We start from the raw sequence: 21,455 nt of genomic DNA, 5'->3' as shown, positions 1-21,455 counted from the left end.
GGGGGCTTTGTCGCCAAAGGCTTAAGCCGCTTTCAAAGAGCGAATGTAGCGCAAGCAGGCAATAAAGAACACAAAGCTTAGGCCCGTCGCCAACGCCGCACACAGCCGACTTAAAGGATCGGCATCAAAGAGGCGCATCACGCCTTCGGCAAAATAAAACAGGATCAGCATCGAGCTGTATTGATAGGTGTATTTTTTGCCGAATAAAATGCCTGCTAGGGGCAAGCATAAAGGCAAGGCTTTTAAGGCCAATAACGAGCCGCCAGGGCGTGCGGGCGCCAGCCACATCTCCCAAGCCAGGCTCACCACAATCAAGCCAATCAAAGTCGCACTGGCGACCCAGCGTGCGTTACGGTTGCCCATCATGGTGATTCATCCTGGTTGGTTTTATCTTTTAAAGCGGGCTTTTCCTGTACTGCCTCGGCTTCATTCTGAGCCGCCGTCTCAACCACGGCCACCTCAGTGCTGATTGGCTTCACTTTCACAAAGCGGCACATAAACAGGCCAAACTCATACAGTAAGCACAGCGGTACGGCCAATAAGGTTTGCGACAAAACGTCTGGCGGCGTCACCACTGCGGCTACCACAAACGAGCCCACGATCACGTAAGGACGAGCTGATTTAAGCTGAGCCAGACTGACGATGCCTGCGCGGTTCAGTACTAACACCACAATCGGCACCTCAAAAGTCAGGCCGAAGGCAAGAAACATGCCTAAAATAAACGACAAATACTTATCGATGTCGGTGGCCATACTCACGCCAGCTGGGGTAACCGACGCCATGAACTGAAAAATCACCGGGAACACAAAAAAGTAGGCAAAGGCCATGCCGATTAAAAACAGCAGGATGGTCGAGGCCACTAAAGGAAAAATCAACCGCTTTTCATGTTGATACAAAGCGGGGGCAATAAACGCCCACAGCTGATAAGCCGTATTCGGTAGGGACAGCAAAAACGCCACCATCATGGTGACTTTAATCGGCACAAAGAATGGCGCAATGACGTCGGTGGCAATCATGCTGCCACCGGCAGGCAGGGCATCAACCAAAGGTTGGGCCACAAAGGCGTAGATTTCTTGGGCAAAGGCAACCAGCGCCAAAAAACAAACCAATAGGCCAATGATGATGCGCACAAAACGGCTACGCAACTCCACCAAGTGGCCTAAGATAGACTGTACTTCTTCATTCATGGTGGGTATCTATGTGTGAAGGATGAACACGAGCCCCACGCGCACGCAGCTTAGGCGGCGTTAAACGACGAGGCACCAAACGTTTCTTTTTTTGTAGGCTTTGCAGATGTAAAGATCGGCCAAGGCGAGCTTGACCAGCCGAATCAGTCTGGCCACCGAATAAAAAATCATCCGGATGACTCGGCGTGGGCAGGTTTTCCCAAGCGCGATACGGCTGCTTAGACGTGGCTGTGGCGGTATCACTGCCGCCGTTCGATGTCGTCTGGCCGCTAGGCACATCCTGATTCAGCGAACTTTCCAAATCGGTCACGCTTTGCCGCACGCTGCTGGTCACGTCGCTGACGTTGTTTTGCAACGTCTTAGCCGCCTCCTGCAAGCTGTCGCGCACCTGAGCTAACTCAGTGTCTTTAATTTGCTGACTCACGTCGGCCTTCACGCCATTCACAAAGCGCTGTAAGCGGCCCAGCATGACCCCTGCGGTTTTTGCCACGACGGGCAGGCGCTCTGGCCCTAAGACCACCAGCGCCACCACAGCGATTAAAGCGAGCTCACCAAAACTAAAACCAAACATAGGGGCTCAATTAATCTTTTTTATCAGACGGGGCATCGTCGGTTTTTTTCTCGGTTTTTTGCTCTTCGCTAGACGCTTGGTTTAGGCCTTCTTTAAAATCATGCACCGCACCGCCAAGGTCTTTACCCACGTTGCGCAGTTTTTTGGTGCCAAACACCAAAACCACCACGATTAACACAATGACCCAATGCCAAATAGAGAACGAACCCATAAAAAATCCTTTAAATAATGGTTCTGATCCAATCAGAACCCACAACATCATTCGGACCAAGCGACGCCATTGCCGCTCATGCCCTACCACCATCTATTTTACAAAAAATAGCGCGGTTCATAAACACATTCCCGCGTAATCAGCCGAAATACCTGTAAAAAAAATTAAACGCTCCGGACAAGCCTAGGCTTTTGGCCGCGAAGCCTTTTCCACCAAGCCTGAAGTATGCTCACGTCGAGCCAGTTCGGCCATGACGTCTTCAGAACTAAGGCCATGATAAGCCAACAGTACCGAAGTGTGAAACCATAAATCCGCTACTTCTTTGACTAGATACAAGCGCTCTTGCGTATTTTGGGTTAAATCCTTAGACGCCATGATCACTTCAGCCGCTTCTTCAGCGACTTTCTTCAAAATCGCGTCTTCACCTTTGTGAAACAACGACGCCACGTAAGAGGTGTCTGGAGCTGCTGCTTTACGCGCCTGCATGACCAAATCCAGTTCGGCCAACATATTTTTACTGCTCATGATTCATCTTTACCTTTAGTAGCAGCGCCATAAATGGCCTCTGCCGACTTTAATACAGGATCCACCGTTCGCCAGTCGCCGTCACGCCAAACCTGATAAAAACAGCTGGCGCGACCAGTGTGGCAGGCGATCCCACCGTGTTGGGTGATGTGCATCACCACCGCATCGCCGTCGCAGTCTAAACGAAGTTCATGAACTTTTTGTGTATGTCCCGAAGATTCGCCCTTGCGCCACAGCTTTTGGCGCGAACGGCTAAAGTAATGCGCGTCTCCCGTTTCAACGGTTAGCCGTAAGGCTTCGGCGTTCATCCACGCCACCATCAGCACTTTTTGGCTGATGCCGTCTTGAGCAATGGCGCACACCAAGCCCTGCTCATTAAATTTAACCGCATTCAACCAGCTTGGCTGTTCCGTCTTCATATCCATCCTTATAACCGTACCGGCACGCCAGCGGCCGCCATTTGCTGTTTGGCTTCAAGAATGCTGACTTCACCAAAGTGGAAAATGCTGGCCGCCAACACCGCATCGGCATGGCCAAGGGTAATGCCCTCAACCAAGTGCTGCACATTGCCCACGCCACCAGACGCAATCACCGGAATATTGACCGCATCGCTGACCGCGCGGGTGAGCGGCAGGTTAAAGCCCGCCTTAGTGCCGTCTCTGTCCATGCTGGTGAGTAAAATTTCACCGGCGCCACGCGCCTGCATTTCCTTAGCCCAAGACACTACCTCTAGCTCAGTTTGATTGCGCCCGCCGTGGGTAAACACCGCCCACTCCGAGTTGTCGGCGTTGATCGCCTTAGCGTCAATGGCCACCACAATGGCTTGGCTGCCAAAGAAGCTGCTGGCTTCATTGATTAAATCGGGGTTGGTCACCGCACTGGTGTTGATGCTCACCTTATCGGCGCCGGCGTTCAGTAAACGACGCACGTCGGCTACGCTGCGTACGCCGCCGCCCACCGTCAATGGAATAAACACCTGACTGGCCACTTCTTCAATCACGTGCAAAATGGTGTCGCGCTCATCGCTACTGGCGGTGATGTCTAAGAAGGTCAGCTCATCAGCCCCTTCGTCGTTGTAGCGCTTGGCCACCTCTACGGGATTGCCGGCGTCACGCAGGGACACAAAGTTAACGCCCTTGACCACGCGGCCATTACTCACATCCAAACACGGGATGATTCTTTTGGTTAATGCCATGATTGTCTCTATTTTCCTTGTTCTGCTGCGTCTTCATCCAGCAGCACATTGCTGTTTAGCTCCACCACCACATGCTTGGGCGGCAGCAGCACGCTCAACAAACCCACCACGGCGCAATAGGCCGCAAATAAGAACCACAGTGTCCAAGCGTTCAGCACCACGGCCAAAATTTCATTTTCCGTCATCGGCAGCGTCCACACCAGCGACGCCACGGCAGCCACGGCGGCCACCGTTAACGGCAGCAGCACCAAGGCCATCACCCAACGTCGATGGCGGCTCACGTACACCGCCCACACCGGCAGCAGCAGGTTGAGCAGCGTCATAAAGCCTTGTGAAAAAGAGGCAAAGCCCTGCCGAATCGAGGCCTCAAAGCCTTGCTGAAAGCCTAAAGGCTGGGCCAGTTCGGCCGCGTTTAAGACTAGACCACGGCCTTGCCAGGCGCACACGGCCAGCCAATACACTAGGCCAATGAGGAAGGTGATTTTTTTAAGATGCTTCATTCATCCGCCAGACGATCGGCCAAATCCTGAGCCTCGGCTAAATTAATCGTGCCCTCATAAATCGCTCGGCCCGTGATCACGCCTTCGACGCCATGCTCTTCAATCGCGCACAGCTCACGCACATCGTCTAGATTGGTCAAGCCGCCAGAAGCAATCACCGGCACGCTCACGCCTTGCGCCAGCTTCACCGTGGCGTCGATGTTCACGCCCGACATCATGCCATCGCGACCAATATCGGTGTAGATGATGCTGTCGACGCCGTAGTCAGCGAATCGCTTGCCGACTTCGATCACGTTGTGCTTAGTCACTTTAGCCCAGCCATCGGTGGCCACTAGGCCATCTTTGGCGTCCAAGCCGACAATAATTTGGCCTGGGAAGGCATCGCAGGCATCGTGCAGGAACTGCGGATTTTTAATCGCCGCCGTGCCAATGATCACGTACTTAATGCCCATGTCTAAATATTTCTCGATGGTGTCCAGATCACGAATGCCGCCGCCGATTTGCACCGGCAGATCCATACCCACTTTTTCCACAATGGCGCGAATGATGGCGTGGTTTTTAGGCTGACCAGCAAACGCGCCATCTAAATCCACCAGATGCAAGCGGCGGGCGCCTTGTGCCACCCAGTGCTCAGCCATCTCAACTGGGCTGTCAGAAAACACCGTTGCTTCTTCCATCAAACCTTGACGCAAACGGACACATTTACCTTCTTTTAAATCAATTGCAGGAATCAGTAACATAATATAAACGCTGTATAAAAGGTTAGTCACGATGGTCGGCGTTTAAGCCTGACCATCCCAGTTTAAAAAGTTCGCCATCATCCGCAATCCGGCCTCATGGCTTTTTTCAGTGTGAAACTGTGTGGCAAACACATTGTCTCGACCCACAATAGAAGCAAATGAATCGGGATAATCAGTGGTCGCCAACACCATGCCCGCATCGGTTGGCGCAAAATAATAGCTGTGAACAAAGTAAAAATAAGCGTCGTTGGCAATGCCGGCAAACAGTGGATGTGCCTGAGCTTGCTGCACATTATTCCAGCCCATGTGCGGCACTTTTAAATGACCACCCTGAGCGTCGACTAAGCCATCGGCAAAGCGTTTGACTTCGCCCCCACACCAGCCTAAGCCCGGCGTATTGCCTTCTTCGCTGACGTCAAACAAGAGCTGGGCCCCGACGCAAATGCCAAAAAATGGCTTGCTTGCCAAGGACTCTTTAACGGCTTCGCCTAGGCCATGTTCGTTCAGCGCCTTCATACAGTTCGGCATGGCGCCTTGGCCAGGAAACACCACTTTATCGGCGGCCATAACCGCCTCAGGATCGCTGGTTAAATACACATCGGCCTGAGTGTGCGCCTGGCTGTCGGCCATTTGCACCGACTTAAGCACCGAGTGCAAATTGCCCATGCCGTAATCAATGATGGCCACCTTCATGCGGTTAAGGTTCCCTTAGTCGAAGGCATCACACCGGCCATGCGCTCATCGGGCTCAATCGCCATACGCAAAGCACGTCCAAAGGCTTTAAACGTGGTTTCGGCCTGATGGTGGGCGTTTAGGCCGCGTAAATTATCAATGTGCAGCGTCATCATGGCGTGGTTGATCAAGCCGTGAAAAAACTCGCTGAATAAATCCACGTCAAACGTGCCAATGGTGGCGCGCGTAAACGGTAGGTTATAGGTTAAGCCTGGGCGACCAGACAGATCCAACACCACGCGGGTTAAAGCTTCATCTAAGGGTACGTAGGCATGGCCGTAGCGGCGGATGCCCATTTTATCGCCCACGGCTTGCTTAAGGGCTTGGCCGATGGTGATGCCGATGTCTTCCACCGTGTGGTGGGCATCGATGTGCAAGTCACCCACGGCCTTCACGTCTAGGTCGACCAGGCCATGACGGCAAATTTGGTCCAGCATGTGGTCTAAAAAAGGCACGCCGGTCTCAAAGCGACCAACGCCGGTACCATCTAGGTTTAAAGTCACGGTAATCTGTGTCTCACTCGTATTTCGACTAATAGTAGCAACGCGCATAGTATTTATGTTCTTCCGTATAGTTGTTCAATGACTGCTAAAACCGCCTGATTATCTTCCGGTCGGCCGATGGTCAAACGCACGCACTGCGCCAATAAGGGGTGGGCATGGTGCAGGTGTTTCACCAAAATTTTGTTTTGTTTTAAGGTTTCGAACAATAGGCTCGAATCGGGTACGCGAATGGTGATGAAGTTGGCTTCTGAAGGAAAGTCTTCAATTTGCTCATAGGCCTTCAACGCCGTACGCACACGCTCACGCTCCGCCTTCAGGCGCTCCGTATTTTCTAAAATAAACGGTTGATATTGTAGCGCAAATTTGGCCGCCACAATGCTGAGCTGGTTCATATTATAGGGTGGCACCACTTTAGCCAACTCATTCATCAATACCGGCGCGCCGGCCGCATAGCCTAAGCGCAGACCAGCGAAGCCAATCTTGCTGAGGGTACGCATCACAATGAGGTTATCATATTGGCCGGCCAAATCCATAAAGGTATCGGAAGAGAAGGCGCTGTAGGCCTCATCCACCACCACCACGCCTTTAGCCGCTTTAATAATGGCCACCACGTCTTCACGCTCAAAACGACCACCGGTGGGGTTATTCGGATAGGCAATAAAAATCAAGGCAGGCTGTTCGGCCTCAATGGCGGCCAAGGTGGCTGCTAGGTCTAGGCTAAAGTCTTCATTTAAAGAAACCCCCACATAGCGCATACGATGCAGCTTGGCGCTTAAGGCATACATCACGAATGATGGCTCTAGCGCCATTAAGGTGGCACCTTCTTTAGATAAAGCTTTGGTGACGATGTCGATCAGCTCATCCGAGCCATTGCCTAAAATCACGCCCGCATCAGGCGGAATCTCAAAAGCCGCGCGTAAATCATCTACCAAACCACCGCCATTAGGCTCAGGATACAGATTAATCGGTGCTTGGCTCAGCTGCTTACCCAATTCTTCTTGCATTTCGTCCACATAGGCATAAGGGCTTTCCATGGCGTCCAGCTTAATAAAATCATCGTCGACGGTGGCCACTTGATAGGCCTGCATCGCTCTGATTTCCGGTCTGACGTAGTCTAATATACTCATCTTGTTTCTCCTTTGGGTTGTGATGGCGGCTCGTGTTTGCTTGACGTCAACGGCGGCCGCTGAATGAACCTTCTGTCTTAACCATTCTATACTTTTTTCATGTTTCGGACAGCCCTAATGCACGGGCGCAAAAAAAAGCTGCCTAAGCAAGAGCTTAAGCAGCTTTCGGTTTGAGCATAAAACTTACTCTAGGCCGGCTGCTTGACGCAGCGTATGAGCCTTATCGGTTTTTTCCCAAGTAAATTCTGGTTCTTCACGGCCAAAGTGGCCGTAGGCAGCCGATTTACTGTAAATTGGGCGCAACAAGTCTAGCATTTGCACAATGCCTTTCGGGCGCAGGTCAAAATGCTCTTTCACCAAGGCCACGATCTGGTCATTCGGGATCACGCCCGTGCCAAAGGTGTCGATGGAAATCGACGTCGGCTCCGCCACGCCAATGGCGTAAGACACCTGAATTTGACACTGACGCGCCAAACCTGCGGCCACAATATTCTTGGCCACGTAACGAGTCGCATAAGCGGCTGAACGGTCTACTTTGGTTGGATCTTTGCCTGAGAATGCACCACCGCCGTGAGGCGCAGCGCCACCGTAGGTGTCTACAATAATCTTACGGCCGGTTAGGCCACAGTCGCCCATAGGGCCGCCGATCACAAAGCGACCGGTTGGATTAATGTGGTATTTGGTTTCTGGACGCAGCATTTCTGGCGGTAATACCGGTTTGATGATCTGCTCCAACACCGCTTCGTAAATTTCTTCATGGCTGATGCTTGGGTCGTGCTGGGTAGACAACACCACGGTGTCAATCCACTTAGGTTGACCGGTTTCGCTATCGTAAGCACAGGTAATTTGCGCTTTTGCATCTGGACGCAGCCAAGGCAAACGGCCATCTTTACGCAATTCACTTTGGCGCTGCATCAAACGGTGAGCATAGTAAATCGGGAACGGCATTAACGTGGGGGTTTCGTCACAGGCGTAACCAAACATCAGGCCTTGATCGCCGGCACCTTGATCTAAATTTAAGCCTTCACCTTCATTCACGCCTTGCGCAATGTCGCTGGACTGTTCATCATAAGCGGCCAGTACAGAACAGCCGTGGTAGTCAAAACCCAACTCTGAGCGATCGTAACCAATGCGGCGAATGGTTTCGCGCGCTACTTTAATGTAATCTACACGAGCGCTTGTGCTCACTTCACCGGCCAAAATGACCAAACCCGTATTAACTAAGGTTTCTGCTGCCACACGTCCACGAGGATCTTGTGCCAAAATCGCATCCAGAATCGCATCGGAAATCTGATCCGCTACTTTGTCAGGATGGCCTTCAGAGACAGACTCTGAAGTAAATAAATATTCACTCATGAATTTTCCTAAAAATGGGCAAACACCAAAGGGTTTGTTAAAATAGACCCAGTTAAAACAGAAGACATAATATGCAATCTTTAATACAGACGTTTTTTTGGCTCATAGCACGTATCCCCTTACCTGTATTACACGTCATGGGGCGGGGGTTCGGCTATCTGATGTATTTAGGCAGCGCCGGCATGCGCATACGCATTAAAGAAAATCTGCACACTAGTCGAGCGGTTGAAGACTACCAAAATAGTGGCCCAAAAGTCAAATTAGTGTGCCAAGAAATTGCCAAATCTGCACTCGAATTGCCAATAGCATGGACGCGATCTTCTGAGGATATTGCAGCCCTCTTTACGTCTGTAGATGGTTGGGCCCATGTGGAAGAAGCGATACAACAAGAACAAGGCCTGTTGTTCATTACCCCACACATTGGCAGCTATGATTTAGCCGGCCGCTACATCAGCCATCAGCTGCCTTTTCCCCTAACCGCCATGTACCGCCCGCCTAAACTGTCGTGGCTCGAGCCCGTCATGAACGCCGGCCGCGTGCGCGACAAGGGCAAAACGGCTCCAGCCAACGCCCAAGGCGTGCGTCAAGTCTTGCGCGCCTTACGCGACAAAGAAGCCACCATCATCCTGCCCGATCAAGTACCCAATGGCGGCGACGGCGTATGGGTGCCGTTTTTTGGCAAGCCCGCCTACACCATGACGCTGGCCGCACGCTTGGCCGAAATGAAAAACGTGCGCACCTTTTTCTTTGTCGGCGAACGCCTGCCCAAGGGTAAAGGGTTCAAATTACACATCCGCCCCTTGAATACGCCGCTCACACAGGATAAAGTACAAGATACTGTCATCATCAACCAAGCCGTAGAGGCCTTAATCCTCGAGTTTCCAACACAATATTTATTCAGTTATAACAGATATAAAGTGCCTGCCGGCGCGGAAAGACCTCCAGCACCATGATGAAACTCGCCTTTGCCTTCTTATATATGGTTCGCCTGTTGCCCTATAGCATGATACGCCGCCTGGCCAACCTATTGGGCGCCGTGCTGTATCGCCTCATCGGCAATCGCCGCCACATCGGCCAGACCAACTTAGCCCTGTGTTTTCCAGAGAAGACCCAGGCCGAGCGCGACCGCATTCTGAAACAGAACTTTCAGCACATGACCAGCATGATTCTCGAGTATGGCATTTGCTGGTATTCGTCGGCCGAGCGCATCGACAAACTGGTGACTTATAAGAACAAACACTATTTAGACGAAGCCTTGGCAAAGGGCCATAAGGTGATTTTACTGTATCCCCATTTTTGCGCGTTTGAAATGGGCGTTTTTAAACTCAACCAAACCCAGCCTCTTTTGAGCATCTATTCCAAGCAAAAAAACCCCATCATGGACAAGCAGATGTACGACAGCCGCCAACGCTATCACAACGCCCACATCGTCCCTCGCACCGCCGGCCTCTTGGCCATGATCAAAACCATTAAGGCCACCGACGCGCCTTTTCTGTATTTACCTGATCAAGACTTTGGCCCCAAAGACTCTATTTTTGTTGATTTCATGGGCGTCAACACCGCCACTACGCCAGGCTTAAGCCGCATCGCTAAATTAACCAACGCCAAAGTAATCCCCATGATCACCAATCGGCGCAACGATGGCTTTGAGCTGGAATTTTTTCCTGAGTGGGCTGACTTTCCCTCAGAAGACGCCGAAGCCGACACCTTGCGCATGAACCAATTCATAGGCGAACAGGCCCGCCGTCTGCCCGAACAATATTTCTGGCTGCACAAACGCTTCAAAACGCGCCCAGAGGGCGAGAAAAGCTTCTACTAGGCTCACCCATTACCCGCATCCAGAAATACGAACGTATAGCCATCCAAATGCCTTTATGGCAGCATCACAGCAGTTGGCCTAAACCTAAAGACTGAATCTTTGCATGAGATTCAGTCTTTTTTGTCTGACGCCGCAGGAAAGTGCCAATAAACCATGGTTTATAGTGTCGGTCCTCAATGCGCCTTAATGGCAATCATGTTTTACCGTTAGGCGTAGGGTGGTGCTAAGCGCAGCGTGCCCACCGTTTTGAATTATTTGTTTCATAATGCTTCGGTTATTTCGCTATTGATTAATCGTTTTGTTTCGCCCCTTGGGCGACGTCATTTCTTTTGGATGTCCAAAAGAAACGAAGCAAAGAAAAAACACCCCACTTTATCCGCCCGCTTTGCGGGTGCCCTCGTTGGCCCGCACATTGCCGGCGGCAAGAAGCCATGCTTGCCTCAAAAGCCCCGGCCCTGCACGAACCGCCTCAGCGGCTAAAAGGGGACGGTACTTCACCTAGGGGAGACGTGGGGAGTTGTCACACAAGGTAGTGAAAGGTAACCTTCAATTAATAGGAATATGATTAAGGCATTTTTGTGGATTTAATACCTAGCCTTAATAAACCATAGTTTATTGGCCATTTGTAAGGTAGGCAAAGCGCAGCGTGCCCACGTGCCAAAACCTAAAACTGCGTGGGTCGCGACCCACCCTACCCAACACCACAGCGACATCCACAAAAAAACCGCAGGCGCTTAAGCAGCGGCTGCGGTTTTGACATCGTTCATGCCTTTAGGCCAATTTACGACTGGCCCAAAAATAGCGGATCACAAAGCCAGGAAACGCAAACACCAAGAACAGGCACATAGTGGTCACAAAAAACTCCCACTGCTGTTCGTGGACCGACATCGACCCTTGCTTTTCCAATACATAGGCCATGCCGCCTACCAGTACATACCATACCGCCAGCTCTAATAAATGGTAAAACGCATGCTTTTTTTTCAAAGGCAGCACAAAAAAGAGCTTGTCGCTGGCAAACGGTAGGTTGGCCGCAATAAAGGCCACCAACAATAAAATGTACATACTGGCTGTCATGATTTTTCCATAAAAAAACGGCAACCCAAGTTGCCGTTCGATTGAGTGTTTCAGTGATTATAGCAAGAATTGAAAAGCTTGCGTACTCCACTGAACCAAAGCATCAGGCATGATGCCCAAAGCCAATAGCGCCAAGGCGTTGATGCTCAAGAATAGCTTCACTTCCCACGTCATGTTAACAGCGGCAACGGTTTGGCTAGGCTGATCGAAGTACATCACTTTCACCACGCGTAGGTAGTAGAAAGCACCGATCAACGACATGATCACCGCAAACACAGAAACCCATAAGTAGCCTTGAGCCAACAAGGCTTGGATGATGGCAAACTTAGCGTAGAAGCCCAACAACGGAGGAATACCAGCCATAGAGAACATGGTCAGCAGCATCAAGAACGCCATCCATGGATGCGTTTGGTTCAAGCCGGCTAGATCGGTTAGCTTTTCACACTCGTGTTCTTTGGTCGACAAGATCATCAAGATACCGAAGGCGGCAACCGACATCACCACGTAGGTCAAGGTGTAGATCATGGCCGCTTGGTAGCCCAATAGGTCGCCCATAAAGCCCAGCACCACAAAACCCATGTGAGAAATGGTTGAGTAAGCCAACATCCGCTTCACGTTGGTCTGCATGATGGCAGATAGGTTACCCACCAACAATGAGGCAATCGCCAACAGATTCAACATCGGCACCCACTGCTCGGCCAATGGGCTTAGGCCCATCACCAAGATGCGGAACATGAAAATCACCGAAGCAATCTTAGGGGCCGCGCCCAAAAACGCGCCCATAATGGTCGGTGCACCTTCATAAACGTCAGGTACCCACATGTGGAACGGTACGGTGCCCAATTTAAAGGCCAAACCCACCACCACAAACACCAAGCCAAACTGAGTCAGGGTGGCGTTTGCCGTCCCGTCGCTCAAGCCTGCTACCATATCGGTCAAGTATAACGAACCGGTACCGCCGTACACCAAAGACATACCGTACAGCAACAAGCCTGAAGACAAAGCGCCCAATACGAAGTATTTAAATGCGGCTTCACTGGCTTGCGGATGGTCGCGGCGCAGCGCGATCATGGCGTACAGAGCCAAAGACATCAACTCAAGACCAATGTACAACACCAAGAAATGGTTGCTGCTGACCATAATGGCCATCCCCAACAGGGAGAACAGCGACAAGGTGTAAAACTCGCCTTGATACATGTCACGGCTTTGTAGGTAAGGACGGCTGTAAATAAACAGGAAGAAGGTTGCAATATACATCGCAAACTTGGCCACCTGAGACAGGCTGTCCGACACGAACATATCGCTAAACGTCATGGCAGGCACTACTTCACCGGCTTTAAATTGCAGGCCCGCCACCACTACCAACGTCACCAAGCTCAAGCCATAAGCCACCCACTTGGCTTTATGGCTAAACAACACGTCTACTAATAAGACAACACACAATGCCACCAGAAGCACAATTTCAGGCATTGCGGGGATAAGATTTAAATCGGCCCAGTTCATTCACACTTCCTTAAATTTTGCTTTGCGCCACATGGGCAATTAAATCATTCGCAGCCTGATGAATCACAGCCACAAATGGTTCTGGATACAGACCCATACCTAATACAGCGATCGCAAGCACGGCTAAAATCAAAAATTCGCGTTTTGATACGTCTTGTAGTTTCTCTACTTCAGGGTTGCTTACCGCACCGAACAGCACCCGTTTGTACATCCACAAGGTGTATGCCGCACCGAAAATCAACGTAGTCGCAGCCAAAGCACCAATCCAGAAGTTGGTTTTGATGGCGCCCATGATCACCATGAATTCGCCCACGAAGCCAGAAGTACCTGGCAAGCCTGAGTTGGCCATCGCAAACAACATCATGAAGGCCGCAAAAATCGGCATCTTATTGGCCACACCACCGTAGTCGGCGATGTTACGCGTGTGCATACGGTCATACATCACACCGATGCCCATAAACATGGCAGCAGACACAAAACCATGCGACACCATTTGTACAATGGCACCTTTCACGGCAATCTCATTCAAATCCATGCCGATGAACAGGAACATACCCAAGGTCACAAAACCCATGTGGCTAATGGAAGAGTAAGCCACCAATTTTTTCATGTCGGTTTGTACTAGGGCGACGAGGCCAATGTACACCACCGCGATCAACGACAGCACGATCATGGCAGGCGCAAAGTAGCGCGCCGCATCGGGCACAATCGGCAACACGAAACGTAAGAAGCCGTAAGCACCAATTTTCAAGGTAATCGCCGCCAATACCATCGAACCACCGGTAGGCGCTTCCACGTGGGCGTCTGGCAACCAAGTGTGCACAGGCCACATCGGCACTTTAACCGCAAATGATAAGAAGAAGGCGATGAAGATCAAGATCTGCGTGGTCATGCCAATTTTTTGGATGTTTTGAAAATCCAAAATGGCGAAGCTGCCGCCGGCTAGGCCTGATAGGTAAATCAAGGCCACCAACATGAGCAATGAGCCCATCAAGGTGTACAAGAAGAACTTCATGGCTGCGTACACGCGACGCGGACCGCCCCACACACCGATGATCAAATACATCGGAATCAACATGCCTTCAAAGAACACGTAGAACAGGATGGCGTCTAAGGCACTGAAAGCACCGTTGATCAAACCTGACATGATCAAGAACGAGGCCAAATATTGGGCCACGCGCTTTTCGATGACTTTCAAACCCGCCAACACAACCATCAGGGTGGTGAAACTGTTCAAAATCACGAACAGCACGGAAATACCGTCTACGCCCAAATGGTAGTTTAAGTTCAAGCTTTCAATCCATGGATGGAATTCCACGAACTGCATGCCGCCGCTGAGTCGGTCAAAGTAGATGAACAACGGCAGCGTGACTAAAAAGCTGATGCCAGCGCCCACCACGGCCAAGGTTTTGGCCAGTGGGGCTCTTTTATCCGATCCCGTTGCCAGTATCAAAATACCGGCAAGGATGGGGATCCAAATTGCTAAACTGAGTAAATTCTCGTACATGGTTTATGCCTAAACTAATGATGATGAAACAAAGCAAACGCTTAACGACTGATTAAGGGTAAAAACCACATAGTAACCAGCACCAACACCCCAACAATCATGACTGTAGCGTAGGTATAGATAAAGCCCGTTTGGATTTTGCGTACCACACTGGCAATGACACCGACCATTTTGGCCGCGCCGTTGACAAAAAAGTTATCAATGATCCAGGTATCCCCTACTTTCCAGAAGAAGGTACCTAATGCTCGAGAACCTTTGGCAAACACCGCATAGTAAATCTCGTCTAAGAAGTATTTTTTCTCTAACAAGATGGTAATCGGTTTAAATGCACTGGCGATTTTACCCGGTACGGCTGGGGTCACCATATAGAACACATAGGCCACAACCACGCCCAATAGCGACAACATAATGGGTAAGGTGGTCAAGGCATGGGTCACCATATTCCAAGCGCCGTGGAATTCACCGGCCAAGGTCGTCATGGCTGGATGCTTCGCTGCATCAACGGTGATCACACCATCAAAGAACGAGCCGTACAGCATCGGTTCGATGGCAAAGTAGCCCACCAATACCGAAGGAATCGCCAACAGCACCAAAGGCAGGGTCACAACCCAAGGGCTTTCTTTAGGATTGTCGTTCGGGCCAAGGCCGTGGTGTTCGCCATGATCGTCGTGGCCGTGGTCGTCGTGAGACGCTTCGCGCCAGCGATTTTTACCATGGAACACCAAAAAGTATAGGCGGAACGAGTAAAACGCAGTCACAAACACGCTGGCAATCACGGCAAAGTAAGCAAAGCCGGCGCCTGGCAAGTTAGAAGCATGTACCGCTTCAATAATCGAATCTTTAGAGAAGAAGCCTGAGAACAACGGCGTGCCGATCAATGACAGCGAGCCCAACAGCAAGGTAATCCAGGTAATCGGCATGTATTTACGCAGGCCGCCCATCTTACGCATGTCTTGTTCGTGATGCATACCGATGATCACCGAACCCGCAGCCAAGAACAACAAGGCTTTAAAGAAGGCGTGGGTCATCACGTGGAACATGGCGATTGAGTAAGCCGAAGCGCCCAAAGCCACGGTCATATAGCCTAACTGAGACAGGGTTGAGTAGGCCACAACGCGTTTGATGTCGTTTTGGATCATACCCAAGAAGCCCATGAACAAGGCCGTAATCGCGCCAATGATCATGATGACGTTCAACGCCACATCGCTCATTTCGTACAGCGGCGACATGCGTGACACCATAAAGATACCCGCAGTCACCATGGTGGCGGCGTGAATCAGAGCAGAAATCGGAGTAGGACCTTCCATTGAGTCTGGTAGCCACACGTGTAGTGGGAACTGCGCTGATTTACCCATGGCACCCACAAACAGAAGCAAGCAAGTCACGGTTACCACTGACCATTCAGTACCAGGAATCAAAGAAATAGTGGCGTTCATCACTTCAGGTGCGTGAGCGAACACATCTTTATACTGTAAGCTGCCGCCGAAATAAATCAGCACCATGCCAATACCTAATAGGAAACCAAAGTCACCCACGCGGTTCACCAAGAAGGCTTTTAAGTTGGCGTAAATCGCAGTCGGTTTTTTGAAGTAAAAACCAATCAGCAAGTAAGACACCACACCCACAGCTTCCCAACCGAAGAAGAGTTGGATGAAGTTATTGCTCATCACCAACACCAACATTGAGAAGGTAAACAGTGAAATGTAGCTGAAGAAGCGTTGATAGCCTGGGTCACCGTTCATGTAGCCAATGGTGTAAATATGCACCATCAGCGACACGCTGGTCACCACGACCAACATCATCGCGGTTAAGCTGTCCATCATGAAGCCGATCGAAAGATCGACGCCACCAACGGTCAACCAAGTGTACAGGTTTTCGTCGAATGGCTGTGACTGTCCGGTCACGTAGCCATATAGAACATAGGCCGACAGTACGGCCGAAACCGCAACCCCAAGGATGGTAATAACATGAGCGCCTGTGCGACCAATTAACCATCCAAACAACCCTGCTATTAAAGACCCCACGAGAGGTGCGAGTGCAATTAGCAGATATAAGCTCATTTTGTCCATGCGTTTTTTGCTTTATGTCTGGTTAAACTTTAGCCTTTTAGGCTGCCCAAGTCTTCTACACTGATCGAACTATGCGTGCGGAACAACAGCACCATAATTGCCAAACCGATGGCTGATTCTGCTGCCGCCACGGTCAAGATGAAGAAAACAAAAATTTGTCCTGCGGTGTCGTTCAAGTATTGCGAGAACGTAATAAAGTTAAAATTCACCGCCAACAACATCAGCTCAATCGCCATCAATAGCACAATGACGTTCTTGCGATTCATAAAGATGCCCAACACGCTGATGGCAAACAGCAGCGCGCCTAACACCAAAAAGTGTGTAATCGTAATCATTTGTTCTCACTCCCTGCATTCGCCTCAACGTCATCCACAACTGGTGCAGCGGGACGCTCAGCGGCCACTTTCACCATACGTAAACGATCTTGACTGCGGACTTTCACCTGAGCCGACACGTTAATATTGTTGGTTGTTTCACGTTTACGATGGGCCAATGCAATCGCGGCCACAATCGCCAACAGCAACAACACCGCCGCTAATTCAAACGGCAACAAATACTGAGTGTAGATCAATAGGCCAAGTTCGCGTACGTTGTTGGCATCTGCCGCCACGTCAGGCAAGGCGCCAAAAGAAGCAAGGTTTAGCTTAGGGTCGATCAGAATCAACACAATTTGGACCGCCATCAAAGCACCAACAATCAGTGCAACCGGTAGGTGGCGCCAAAAACCCTGACGAATGGTTTCCAGATCGATGTCGATCATCATCACCACAAACAGGAACAGCACCATTACCGCACCAACATAGACCAGGACCAACAGCAAGGCCAAGAATTCAGCCTGCATCAACATCCACAAACAAGCGCTGGTAAAAAACGCCAGCACTAAAAACAAGGCAGCGTGTACCGGGTTTTTGGACACCACCACGTTAACCGCAGCGGTGAGCAAAATGGCCGAAAACACATAAAATAAAACCAATTGAAAAGTCATGACCACCCCTTAACGATATTTGGCATCAGCTGCTTTGTTTTTGGCAATTTCGGCTTCATACTTATCGCCAATCGCCAACAGCATCGGTTTGGTGTAATACAAGTCACCACGTTTTTCACCGTGATACTCAAGAATGTGTGTTTCCACAATGGCATCTACTGGACAAGCTTCTTCACAAAAGCCGCAGAAAATACACTTGGTTAAGTCAATATCGTATTGAGTGGTACGACGGGTGCCGTCGCTGCGCTGCTCAGAAGCGATTGAAATCGCCATCGCAGGACACACGGCCTCACAAAGTTTACAAGCAATACAGCGCTCTTCCCCATTGGGATAACGACGCTGGGCGTGTAGTCCGCGAAAGCGCACTGACTGAGGGGTTTTCTCTTCCGGAAATTGAATCGTGATCTTGCGGGCGAAGAAGTTCTTCAGCGTCACGCCCATGCCGACCAGCAATTCCGTTAAGAAAAAGGTTTTAAACAGATTTCGCATTTTCATTCACTCTCAATCGCTTACCAAATTGTCCAAGGCGTTACCATCCACGCAGCCACAACGGCCACCCAAATCAAGGTAATGGGAATAAAGATTTTCCAACCCAAACGCATGATCTGATCGTAACGGAATCGAGGGAACGTCGCACGCAACCAGAAGAAGCTGTACAACACCATAGACATTTTCAAGAACATCCACAAAATACTAGATTGGCCGATGAAGCCCCAGCTCGCTGGGAACGGAGACAGCCAGCCGCCCAAGAACAGCAAAGCCACCAAAGCACCAATCAAAATCATGTTGATGTACTCGGCCAAGAAGAACGCCGCAAAGGCCATACCTGAATACTCAACGTGGAAACCAGCCACAATCTCAGATTCACCCTCGGCCACGTCAAACGGTGCACGGTTGGTCTCGGCCACGCCAGAAATCAAGAACACCACAAACAAGGGGAATAAAGGCAACCAGTTCCAAGAGAACACCGAACCGCCGGCAATGCCGCTGGCCTGTGAGTTCACAATGTCAATGAAGTTCAGGCTGCCCGATACCATCACCACGCCCACCAAAGCAAAGCCCATGGCGATTTCGTAGGAAATCATTTGGGCCGATGAACGCATCGCGCCTAAAAACGCATACTTAGAGTTAGAGGCCCAGCCTGCAATGATCACGGCGTAAATACCCATCGACGTCAACGACAGAATGTACAGCACGCCCGCATTGGTATTGGTCAACACTAATTCTTCATTAAAAGGAATCACCGCCCAGGCCGCAAAAGACGGCATGATGGCCAGCACCGGCGCAATCAAGAATAAAGCCTTGTTGGCGCTGCTGGGGTGAATAATTTCTTTCATCAACAGTTTTAAAACGTCGGCGAAGGGCTGAATCAAGCCCCAAGGACCCACGCGGTTTGGACCCGTACGCAGTTGCATATAGCCAATGACCTTACGTTCAAAGAAGGTCAAGTACGCCACGGTTAAGATCAATGGAATCAAAATCAGCACGATTTTCAACAGAATTGAAATCGTCAGCCCTAGTTCCATGCCCAATAAGTTTTGTAACCAAGCTTGCATGATTATCCTCGTTTCAACTCAATGGCACCAACCAACGCACCCAAAGCCTGCGTGGTTTGATGGTGGGCCAAACACACAACGGCTTCTGGCAAGGCATCGTCAGCAGCCAATGTCACCATAACGGCACCACTGCCCTTCTGCTCAGCCAGAACGCTGTCCCCTGCAGCAAAGCCCAGTTGGCTTAAGGTGTTCGAATGAACGTAAGCCAACGGTGCAGCCGCTTGTGCGGTTTGCTGCAAGGCTGGCGCACGGCGCACAATGGCGTCGGTGGCGTAAGCCGCAACATAACCCACACGGGTCAATTCAGTAGGAGCGCGCTGGGCATCAGCCGCCACGCGCACACCTGCAATGTGGTTATTCAAAGCAGTCTCAAGATTCAGGCCAGATAAAGCAGCGGCGTGAATTTGATCCACTGATTCATAGTCAAAACCAGGCAGATTCAACACGTTGCCCATCACGCGCAAAACTTTCCACATCGGCCGTGCTTCGCCCAAAGGACGCACCACACCGTGGAAGCTTTGTACTTTACCTTCCATGTTCACGAACGAACCAGCGGTTTCGGTAAACGGCGTCACCGGCAACAGCACGTCGGCGTATTCCAGCATCGCCGCATCTTTATAAGCGCTCAGCGCGATCACGGTTTGGGCTTGACCCAAAGCGTTCACCAGCGCCGCACCGTTGGCCACGTCCATATTGGCTTCAACGTTCACCAACACCACGGCTTTATTAGGCTTAGCAATCATCTCTTGGGTATTCAAACCACCCTGAGCTGGCTTAACACCCATTAGGCTAGCGCCCACAGTGTTGGCAGCCTGAGGCAGAATGCTCAATACAGAGCCAGTGGCTTCGGCCAAGGCTTGAGCAGCGGCATAAATGTCGGCGTAACGTGGATGGTTTTGAGCGATGGCGCCTAATACGATGGTGCTGTGCTCTGCGTCTTTGAGGCTAGTGGCAACGGCGTCGCTGCCGCTGGCCATGGCTTCAAGAGTGCTGACCCAGTCGTTTGGATGAATCGCGTCTTGACGCACTAAATCCATGTGTAGGGTTTCTTTGCTGCTGGCCAATACGCTCACCTTGGCGCCTTTTTTGGCGGCTTGGCGAATGCGGGCGGTCAATAAGGGTTGTTCAGCGCGAAGCTGCGCACCCACCACCAAGAACGCATTGCTGGCGGCAAAGGCTTCAATGCTTTGACCCAACCATTGGGTGCTGTCGTTGACGGCATCTAGGCGGAAATCTTGTTGCAGTAGGCGGCTGTCTAGGTTTTTCACCCCAAACGCTGCGGCCAATTGCTTGGTCAAGAAATGCTCTTCCACGGTGTTCATTGGGTTGGCCAAGATGCCAATGCTGTCTTTGCCAAAATCGTTGCCAACGCCGTTTAGGCCTTTGGCCACGTATTCCAAAGCGGTTTCCCACTCAACGTCAAACCATTCACCGCCGTGTTTGATCATCGGGCGCTGTAAGCGCTCAGCGTGGCTCAAACCTTCGTAGGCAAAACGATCGCGGTCTGACAGCCAGCATTCGTTAATCGCTTCGTTTTCCATCGGGATCACGCGGCGCACGCCGTGGTCTTTCACCTGCACCACTAGGTTAGAACCCAGGGCATCATGGGCCGAAATCGATTTACGGCGCGACAGCTCCCAAGAGCGGGCATCGTAGCGGAACGGTTTGCTGGTCAGGGCGCCCACTGGGCACAGATCGATCACGTTACCCGACAGCTCTGTTTCTACCGCTTGACCAACAAACGACATAATTTCAGAGTGTTCACCACGGTTCACCATGCCGATTTCCTGCATGCCGGCGATTTCTTCGGTGAAGCGAACGCAGCGGGTGCAGTGAATGCAGCGCGACATTTCTTGCGCCGACACCAACGGGCCCATGTCTTTACCGACAACGGCGCGTTTTTCTTCTTGATAGCGGCTGCTGCTGTTGCCGTAGCCTACGGCCAAGTCTTGCAGCTGACATTCGCCGCCTTGGTCACAGATTGGGCAATCCAATGGATGGTTGATCAGCAAGAACTCCATCACACCTTGCTGGGCTTTTTTAGCCAAAGGCGAATGGGTCATGACTTTCATGCCATCGGTTACAGGCGTGGCGCACGCAGGCAATGGTTTAGGGGCTTTTTCCACCTCAACCAAGCACATACGACAGTTCGCCGCTATAGATAATTTTTTGTGGTAGCAAAAGTGAGGAATATAAGTACCTGCCTTATTGGCGGCCTCAATCACTGTGCTCCCTTGCTCTACCGTGAGCTCTTTTCCATCAATTTCGATTTGCAACATGACTTAAGCTATCCTA

General features: G+C 50.9%; 24 protein-coding genes. 2 read left to right on the top strand and 22 right to left on the bottom strand.

All coding sequences use genetic code 11. From position 1 onward, the window contains the following. Positions 1-21: 21 nt before the first annotated feature. The 13 genes from AB8Q18_00800 to metK form a co-directional block, all read right to left on the bottom strand. Positions 22-363, bottom strand: coding sequence for a DUF2069 domain-containing protein (locus tag AB8Q18_00800; GenBank protein ID XDZ52879.1), 342 nt, complete (start codon positions 361-363; stop codon positions 22-24). After that, on the bottom strand, positions 363-1,187 hold the full coding sequence (gene tatC / locus AB8Q18_00795; protein ID XDZ51622.1) for a twin-arginine translocase subunit TatC: 825 nt from the start codon (positions 1,185-1,187) through the stop codon (positions 363-365). Before tatC ends, AB8Q18_00800 begins: the two co-directional genes overlap by 1 nt. After that, positions 1,180-1,758 carry a Sec-independent protein translocase protein TatB gene (tatB, locus tag AB8Q18_00790; protein ID XDZ51621.1) on the bottom strand — a complete coding sequence of 193 codons (579 nt, stop codon included), beginning with the start codon at positions 1,756-1,758 and terminating at the stop codon, positions 1,180-1,182. The genes tatC and tatB overlap by 8 nt, the downstream gene beginning before the upstream one ends. A 10-nt stretch (positions 1,759-1,768) precedes the next feature. After that, the gene (tatA, locus tag AB8Q18_00785; GenBank protein ID XDZ51620.1) at positions 1,769-1,969 is read right to left on the bottom strand and encodes a Sec-independent protein translocase subunit TatA; all 201 of its coding nucleotides are present in this window, start codon (positions 1,967-1,969) and stop codon (positions 1,769-1,771) included. A 183-nt stretch (positions 1,970-2,152) separates the two neighbouring features. Beyond that, positions 2,153-2,494: a phosphoribosyl-ATP diphosphatase gene (locus AB8Q18_00780; protein XDZ51619.1), complete on the bottom strand. Its 342-nt coding sequence runs from the start codon at positions 2,492-2,494 to the stop codon at positions 2,153-2,155. Further along, the gene (gene hisI, locus AB8Q18_00775) at positions 2,491-2,913 is read right to left on the bottom strand and encodes a phosphoribosyl-AMP cyclohydrolase (protein ID XDZ51618.1); all 423 of its coding nucleotides are present in this window, start codon (positions 2,911-2,913) and stop codon (positions 2,491-2,493) included. The genes AB8Q18_00780 and hisI overlap by 4 nt, the downstream gene beginning before the upstream one ends. 8 nt (positions 2,914-2,921) lie before the next feature. Further along, positions 2,922-3,689, bottom strand: coding sequence for an imidazole glycerol phosphate synthase subunit HisF (hisF, locus tag AB8Q18_00770; protein XDZ51617.1), 768 nt, complete (start codon positions 3,687-3,689; stop codon positions 2,922-2,924). A gap of 8 nt (positions 3,690-3,697) precedes the next feature. Beyond that, positions 3,698-4,189, bottom strand: coding sequence for a hypothetical protein (locus AB8Q18_00765; protein ID XDZ51616.1), 492 nt, complete (start codon positions 4,187-4,189; stop codon positions 3,698-3,700). Further along, positions 4,186-4,929 (bottom strand): 1-(5-phosphoribosyl)-5-[(5-phosphoribosylamino)methylideneamino]imidazole-4-carboxamide isomerase, encoded by a 744-nt coding sequence (hisA, locus tag AB8Q18_00760; GenBank protein ID XDZ51615.1) that lies wholly within the window; start codon positions 4,927-4,929, stop codon positions 4,186-4,188. Before hisA ends, AB8Q18_00765 begins: the two co-directional genes overlap by 4 nt. Positions 4,930-4,971: 42 nt before the next feature. Beyond that, the gene (gene hisH, locus AB8Q18_00755) at positions 4,972-5,622 is read right to left on the bottom strand and encodes an imidazole glycerol phosphate synthase subunit HisH (GenBank protein ID XDZ51614.1); all 651 of its coding nucleotides are present in this window, start codon (positions 5,620-5,622) and stop codon (positions 4,972-4,974) included. Beyond that, positions 5,619-6,212, bottom strand: coding sequence for an imidazoleglycerol-phosphate dehydratase HisB (gene hisB, locus AB8Q18_00750; protein XDZ51613.1), 594 nt, complete (start codon positions 6,210-6,212; stop codon positions 5,619-5,621). The genes hisH and hisB overlap by 4 nt, the downstream gene beginning before the upstream one ends. Before the next feature lie 5 nt (positions 6,213-6,217). Continuing rightward, positions 6,218-7,291 (bottom strand): histidinol-phosphate transaminase, encoded by a 1,074-nt coding sequence (gene hisC / locus AB8Q18_00745; GenBank protein XDZ51612.1) that lies wholly within the window; start codon positions 7,289-7,291, stop codon positions 6,218-6,220. Positions 7,292-7,474: 183 nt separating this feature from the next. Beyond that, a complete protein-coding gene (gene metK, locus AB8Q18_00740) occupies positions 7,475-8,647 on the bottom strand; it encodes a methionine adenosyltransferase (protein XDZ51611.1) in 1,173 nt (390 codons plus the stop codon). Between the two features lie 71 nt (positions 8,648-8,718). On the opposite strand from metK, the gene AB8Q18_00735 reads away from it, so the two are divergent. Together AB8Q18_00735 and AB8Q18_00730 are read left to right on the top strand one after the other, a co-directional pair. Then, positions 8,719-9,600, top strand: coding sequence for a lysophospholipid acyltransferase family protein (locus AB8Q18_00735; protein XDZ51610.1), 882 nt, complete (start codon positions 8,719-8,721; stop codon positions 9,598-9,600). Next, a complete protein-coding gene (locus AB8Q18_00730) occupies positions 9,600-10,466 on the top strand; it encodes a lipid A biosynthesis lauroyl acyltransferase (protein ID XDZ52878.1) in 867 nt (288 codons plus the stop codon). The genes AB8Q18_00735 and AB8Q18_00730 overlap by 1 nt, the downstream gene beginning before the upstream one ends. Positions 10,467-11,237: 771 nt before the next feature. Here the strand turns inward: AB8Q18_00730 and AB8Q18_00725 are convergent. Genes AB8Q18_00725 through nuoG form a run of 9 tightly spaced genes read right to left on the bottom strand, consistent with a single transcriptional unit; the run spans position 11,238 to position 21,439 of the window. Next, positions 11,238-11,540, bottom strand: a complete 303-nt coding sequence (locus tag AB8Q18_00725) for a DUF2818 family protein (protein ID XDZ51609.1) — start codon at positions 11,538-11,540, stop codon at positions 11,238-11,240. A 57-nt stretch (positions 11,541-11,597) separates the two neighbouring features. Further along, on the bottom strand, positions 11,598-13,043 hold the full coding sequence (nuoN, locus tag AB8Q18_00720) for an NADH-quinone oxidoreductase subunit NuoN (GenBank protein ID XDZ51608.1): 1,446 nt from the start codon (positions 13,041-13,043) through the stop codon (positions 11,598-11,600). 10 nt (positions 13,044-13,053) lie between these two features. After that, on the bottom strand, positions 13,054-14,550 hold the full coding sequence (locus tag AB8Q18_00715; GenBank protein XDZ51607.1) for an NADH-quinone oxidoreductase subunit M: 1,497 nt from the start codon (positions 14,548-14,550) through the stop codon (positions 13,054-13,056). A gap of 41 nt (positions 14,551-14,591) precedes the next feature. Then, positions 14,592-16,619: an NADH-quinone oxidoreductase subunit L gene (gene nuoL / locus AB8Q18_00710; protein ID XDZ51606.1), complete on the bottom strand. Its 2,028-nt coding sequence runs from the start codon at positions 16,617-16,619 to the stop codon at positions 14,592-14,594. A gap of 29 nt (positions 16,620-16,648) precedes the next feature. Beyond that, on the bottom strand, positions 16,649-16,954 hold the full coding sequence (gene nuoK, locus AB8Q18_00705) for an NADH-quinone oxidoreductase subunit NuoK (protein XDZ51605.1): 306 nt from the start codon (positions 16,952-16,954) through the stop codon (positions 16,649-16,651). Then, a complete protein-coding gene (locus AB8Q18_00700) occupies positions 16,951-17,604 on the bottom strand; it encodes an NADH-quinone oxidoreductase subunit J (protein ID XDZ51604.1) in 654 nt (217 codons plus the stop codon). Before AB8Q18_00700 ends, nuoK begins: the two co-directional genes overlap by 4 nt. Before the next feature lie 9 nt (positions 17,605-17,613). Continuing rightward, on the bottom strand, positions 17,614-18,093 hold the full coding sequence (gene nuoI / locus AB8Q18_00695) for an NADH-quinone oxidoreductase subunit NuoI (protein XDZ52877.1): 480 nt from the start codon (positions 18,091-18,093) through the stop codon (positions 17,614-17,616). A gap of 20 nt (positions 18,094-18,113) precedes the next feature. Further along, positions 18,114-19,160: an NADH-quinone oxidoreductase subunit NuoH gene (nuoH, locus tag AB8Q18_00690; GenBank protein XDZ51603.1), complete on the bottom strand. Its 1,047-nt coding sequence runs from the start codon at positions 19,158-19,160 to the stop codon at positions 18,114-18,116. Between the two features lie 2 nt (positions 19,161-19,162). Beyond that, positions 19,163-21,439, bottom strand: coding sequence for an NADH-quinone oxidoreductase subunit NuoG (gene nuoG / locus AB8Q18_00685; protein XDZ51602.1), 2,277 nt, complete (start codon positions 21,437-21,439; stop codon positions 19,163-19,165). Positions 21,440-21,455 lie beyond the last annotated feature (16 nt).

The sequence above is a fragment of the Neisseriaceae bacterium CLB008 genome, from assembly GCA_041228285.1.
Classification (GTDB): domain Bacteria; phylum Pseudomonadota; class Gammaproteobacteria; order Burkholderiales; family Neisseriaceae; genus JAGNPU01.
Note: the sequence above shows the minus strand (reverse complement) of the source record. Positions and strands in the feature narration are given on the sequence as shown.

Excerpts from the sequence above, each read along its gene's own strand:
- AB8Q18_00800 (XDZ52879.1), bottom strand. The coding sequence starts at position 363 with ATGGGCAACCGTAACGCACGCTGGGTCGCCAGTGCGACTTTGATTGGC.
- tatC (XDZ51622.1), bottom strand. The coding sequence starts at position 1,187 with ATGAATGAAGAAGTACAGTCTATCTTAGGCCACTTGGTGGAGTTGCGT.
- tatB (XDZ51621.1), bottom strand. The coding sequence starts at position 1,758 with ATGTTTGGTTTTAGTTTTGGTGAGCTCGCTTTAATCGCTGTGGTGGCG.
- tatA (XDZ51620.1), bottom strand. The coding sequence starts at position 1,969 with ATGGGTTCGTTCTCTATTTGGCATTGGGTCATTGTGTTAATCGTGGTG.
- AB8Q18_00780 (XDZ51619.1), bottom strand. The coding sequence starts at position 2,494 with ATGAGCAGTAAAAATATGTTGGCCGAACTGGATTTGGTCATGCAGGCG.
- hisI (XDZ51618.1), bottom strand. The coding sequence starts at position 2,913 with ATGAAGACGGAACAGCCAAGCTGGTTGAATGCGGTTAAATTTAATGAG.
- hisF (XDZ51617.1), bottom strand. The coding sequence starts at position 3,689 with ATGGCATTAACCAAAAGAATCATCCCGTGTTTGGATGTGAGTAATGGC.
- AB8Q18_00765 (XDZ51616.1), bottom strand. The coding sequence starts at position 4,189 with ATGAAGCATCTTAAAAAAATCACCTTCCTCATTGGCCTAGTGTATTGG.
- hisA (XDZ51615.1), bottom strand. The coding sequence starts at position 4,929 with ATGTTACTGATTCCTGCAATTGATTTAAAAGAAGGTAAATGTGTCCGT.
- hisH (XDZ51614.1), bottom strand. The coding sequence starts at position 5,622 with ATGAAGGTGGCCATCATTGATTACGGCATGGGCAATTTGCACTCGGTG.
- hisB (XDZ51613.1), bottom strand. The coding sequence starts at position 6,212 with ATGCGCGTTGCTACTATTAGTCGAAATACGAGTGAGACACAGATTACC.
- hisC (XDZ51612.1), bottom strand. The coding sequence starts at position 7,291 with ATGAGTATATTAGACTACGTCAGACCGGAAATCAGAGCGATGCAGGCC.
- metK (XDZ51611.1), bottom strand. The coding sequence starts at position 8,647 with ATGAGTGAATATTTATTTACTTCAGAGTCTGTCTCTGAAGGCCATCCT.
- AB8Q18_00735 (XDZ51610.1), top strand. The coding sequence starts at position 8,719 with ATGCAATCTTTAATACAGACGTTTTTTTGGCTCATAGCACGTATCCCC.
- AB8Q18_00730 (XDZ52878.1), top strand. The coding sequence starts at position 9,600 with ATGAAACTCGCCTTTGCCTTCTTATATATGGTTCGCCTGTTGCCCTAT.
- AB8Q18_00725 (XDZ51609.1), bottom strand. The coding sequence starts at position 11,540 with ATGACAGCCAGTATGTACATTTTATTGTTGGTGGCCTTTATTGCGGCC.
- nuoN (XDZ51608.1), bottom strand. The coding sequence starts at position 13,043 with ATGAACTGGGCCGATTTAAATCTTATCCCCGCAATGCCTGAAATTGTG.
- AB8Q18_00715 (XDZ51607.1), bottom strand. The coding sequence starts at position 14,550 with ATGTACGAGAATTTACTCAGTTTAGCAATTTGGATCCCCATCCTTGCC.
- nuoL (XDZ51606.1), bottom strand. The coding sequence starts at position 16,619 with ATGGACAAAATGAGCTTATATCTGCTAATTGCACTCGCACCTCTCGTG.
- nuoK (XDZ51605.1), bottom strand. The coding sequence starts at position 16,954 with ATGATTACGATTACACACTTTTTGGTGTTAGGCGCGCTGCTGTTTGCC.
- AB8Q18_00700 (XDZ51604.1), bottom strand. The coding sequence starts at position 17,604 with ATGACTTTTCAATTGGTTTTATTTTATGTGTTTTCGGCCATTTTGCTC.
- nuoI (XDZ52877.1), bottom strand. The coding sequence starts at position 18,093 with ATGCGAAATCTGTTTAAAACCTTTTTCTTAACGGAATTGCTGGTCGGC.
- nuoH (XDZ51603.1), bottom strand. The coding sequence starts at position 19,160 with ATGCAAGCTTGGTTACAAAACTTATTGGGCATGGAACTAGGGCTGACG.
- nuoG (XDZ51602.1), bottom strand. The coding sequence starts at position 21,439 with ATGTTGCAAATCGAAATTGATGGAAAAGAGCTCACGGTAGAGCAAGGG.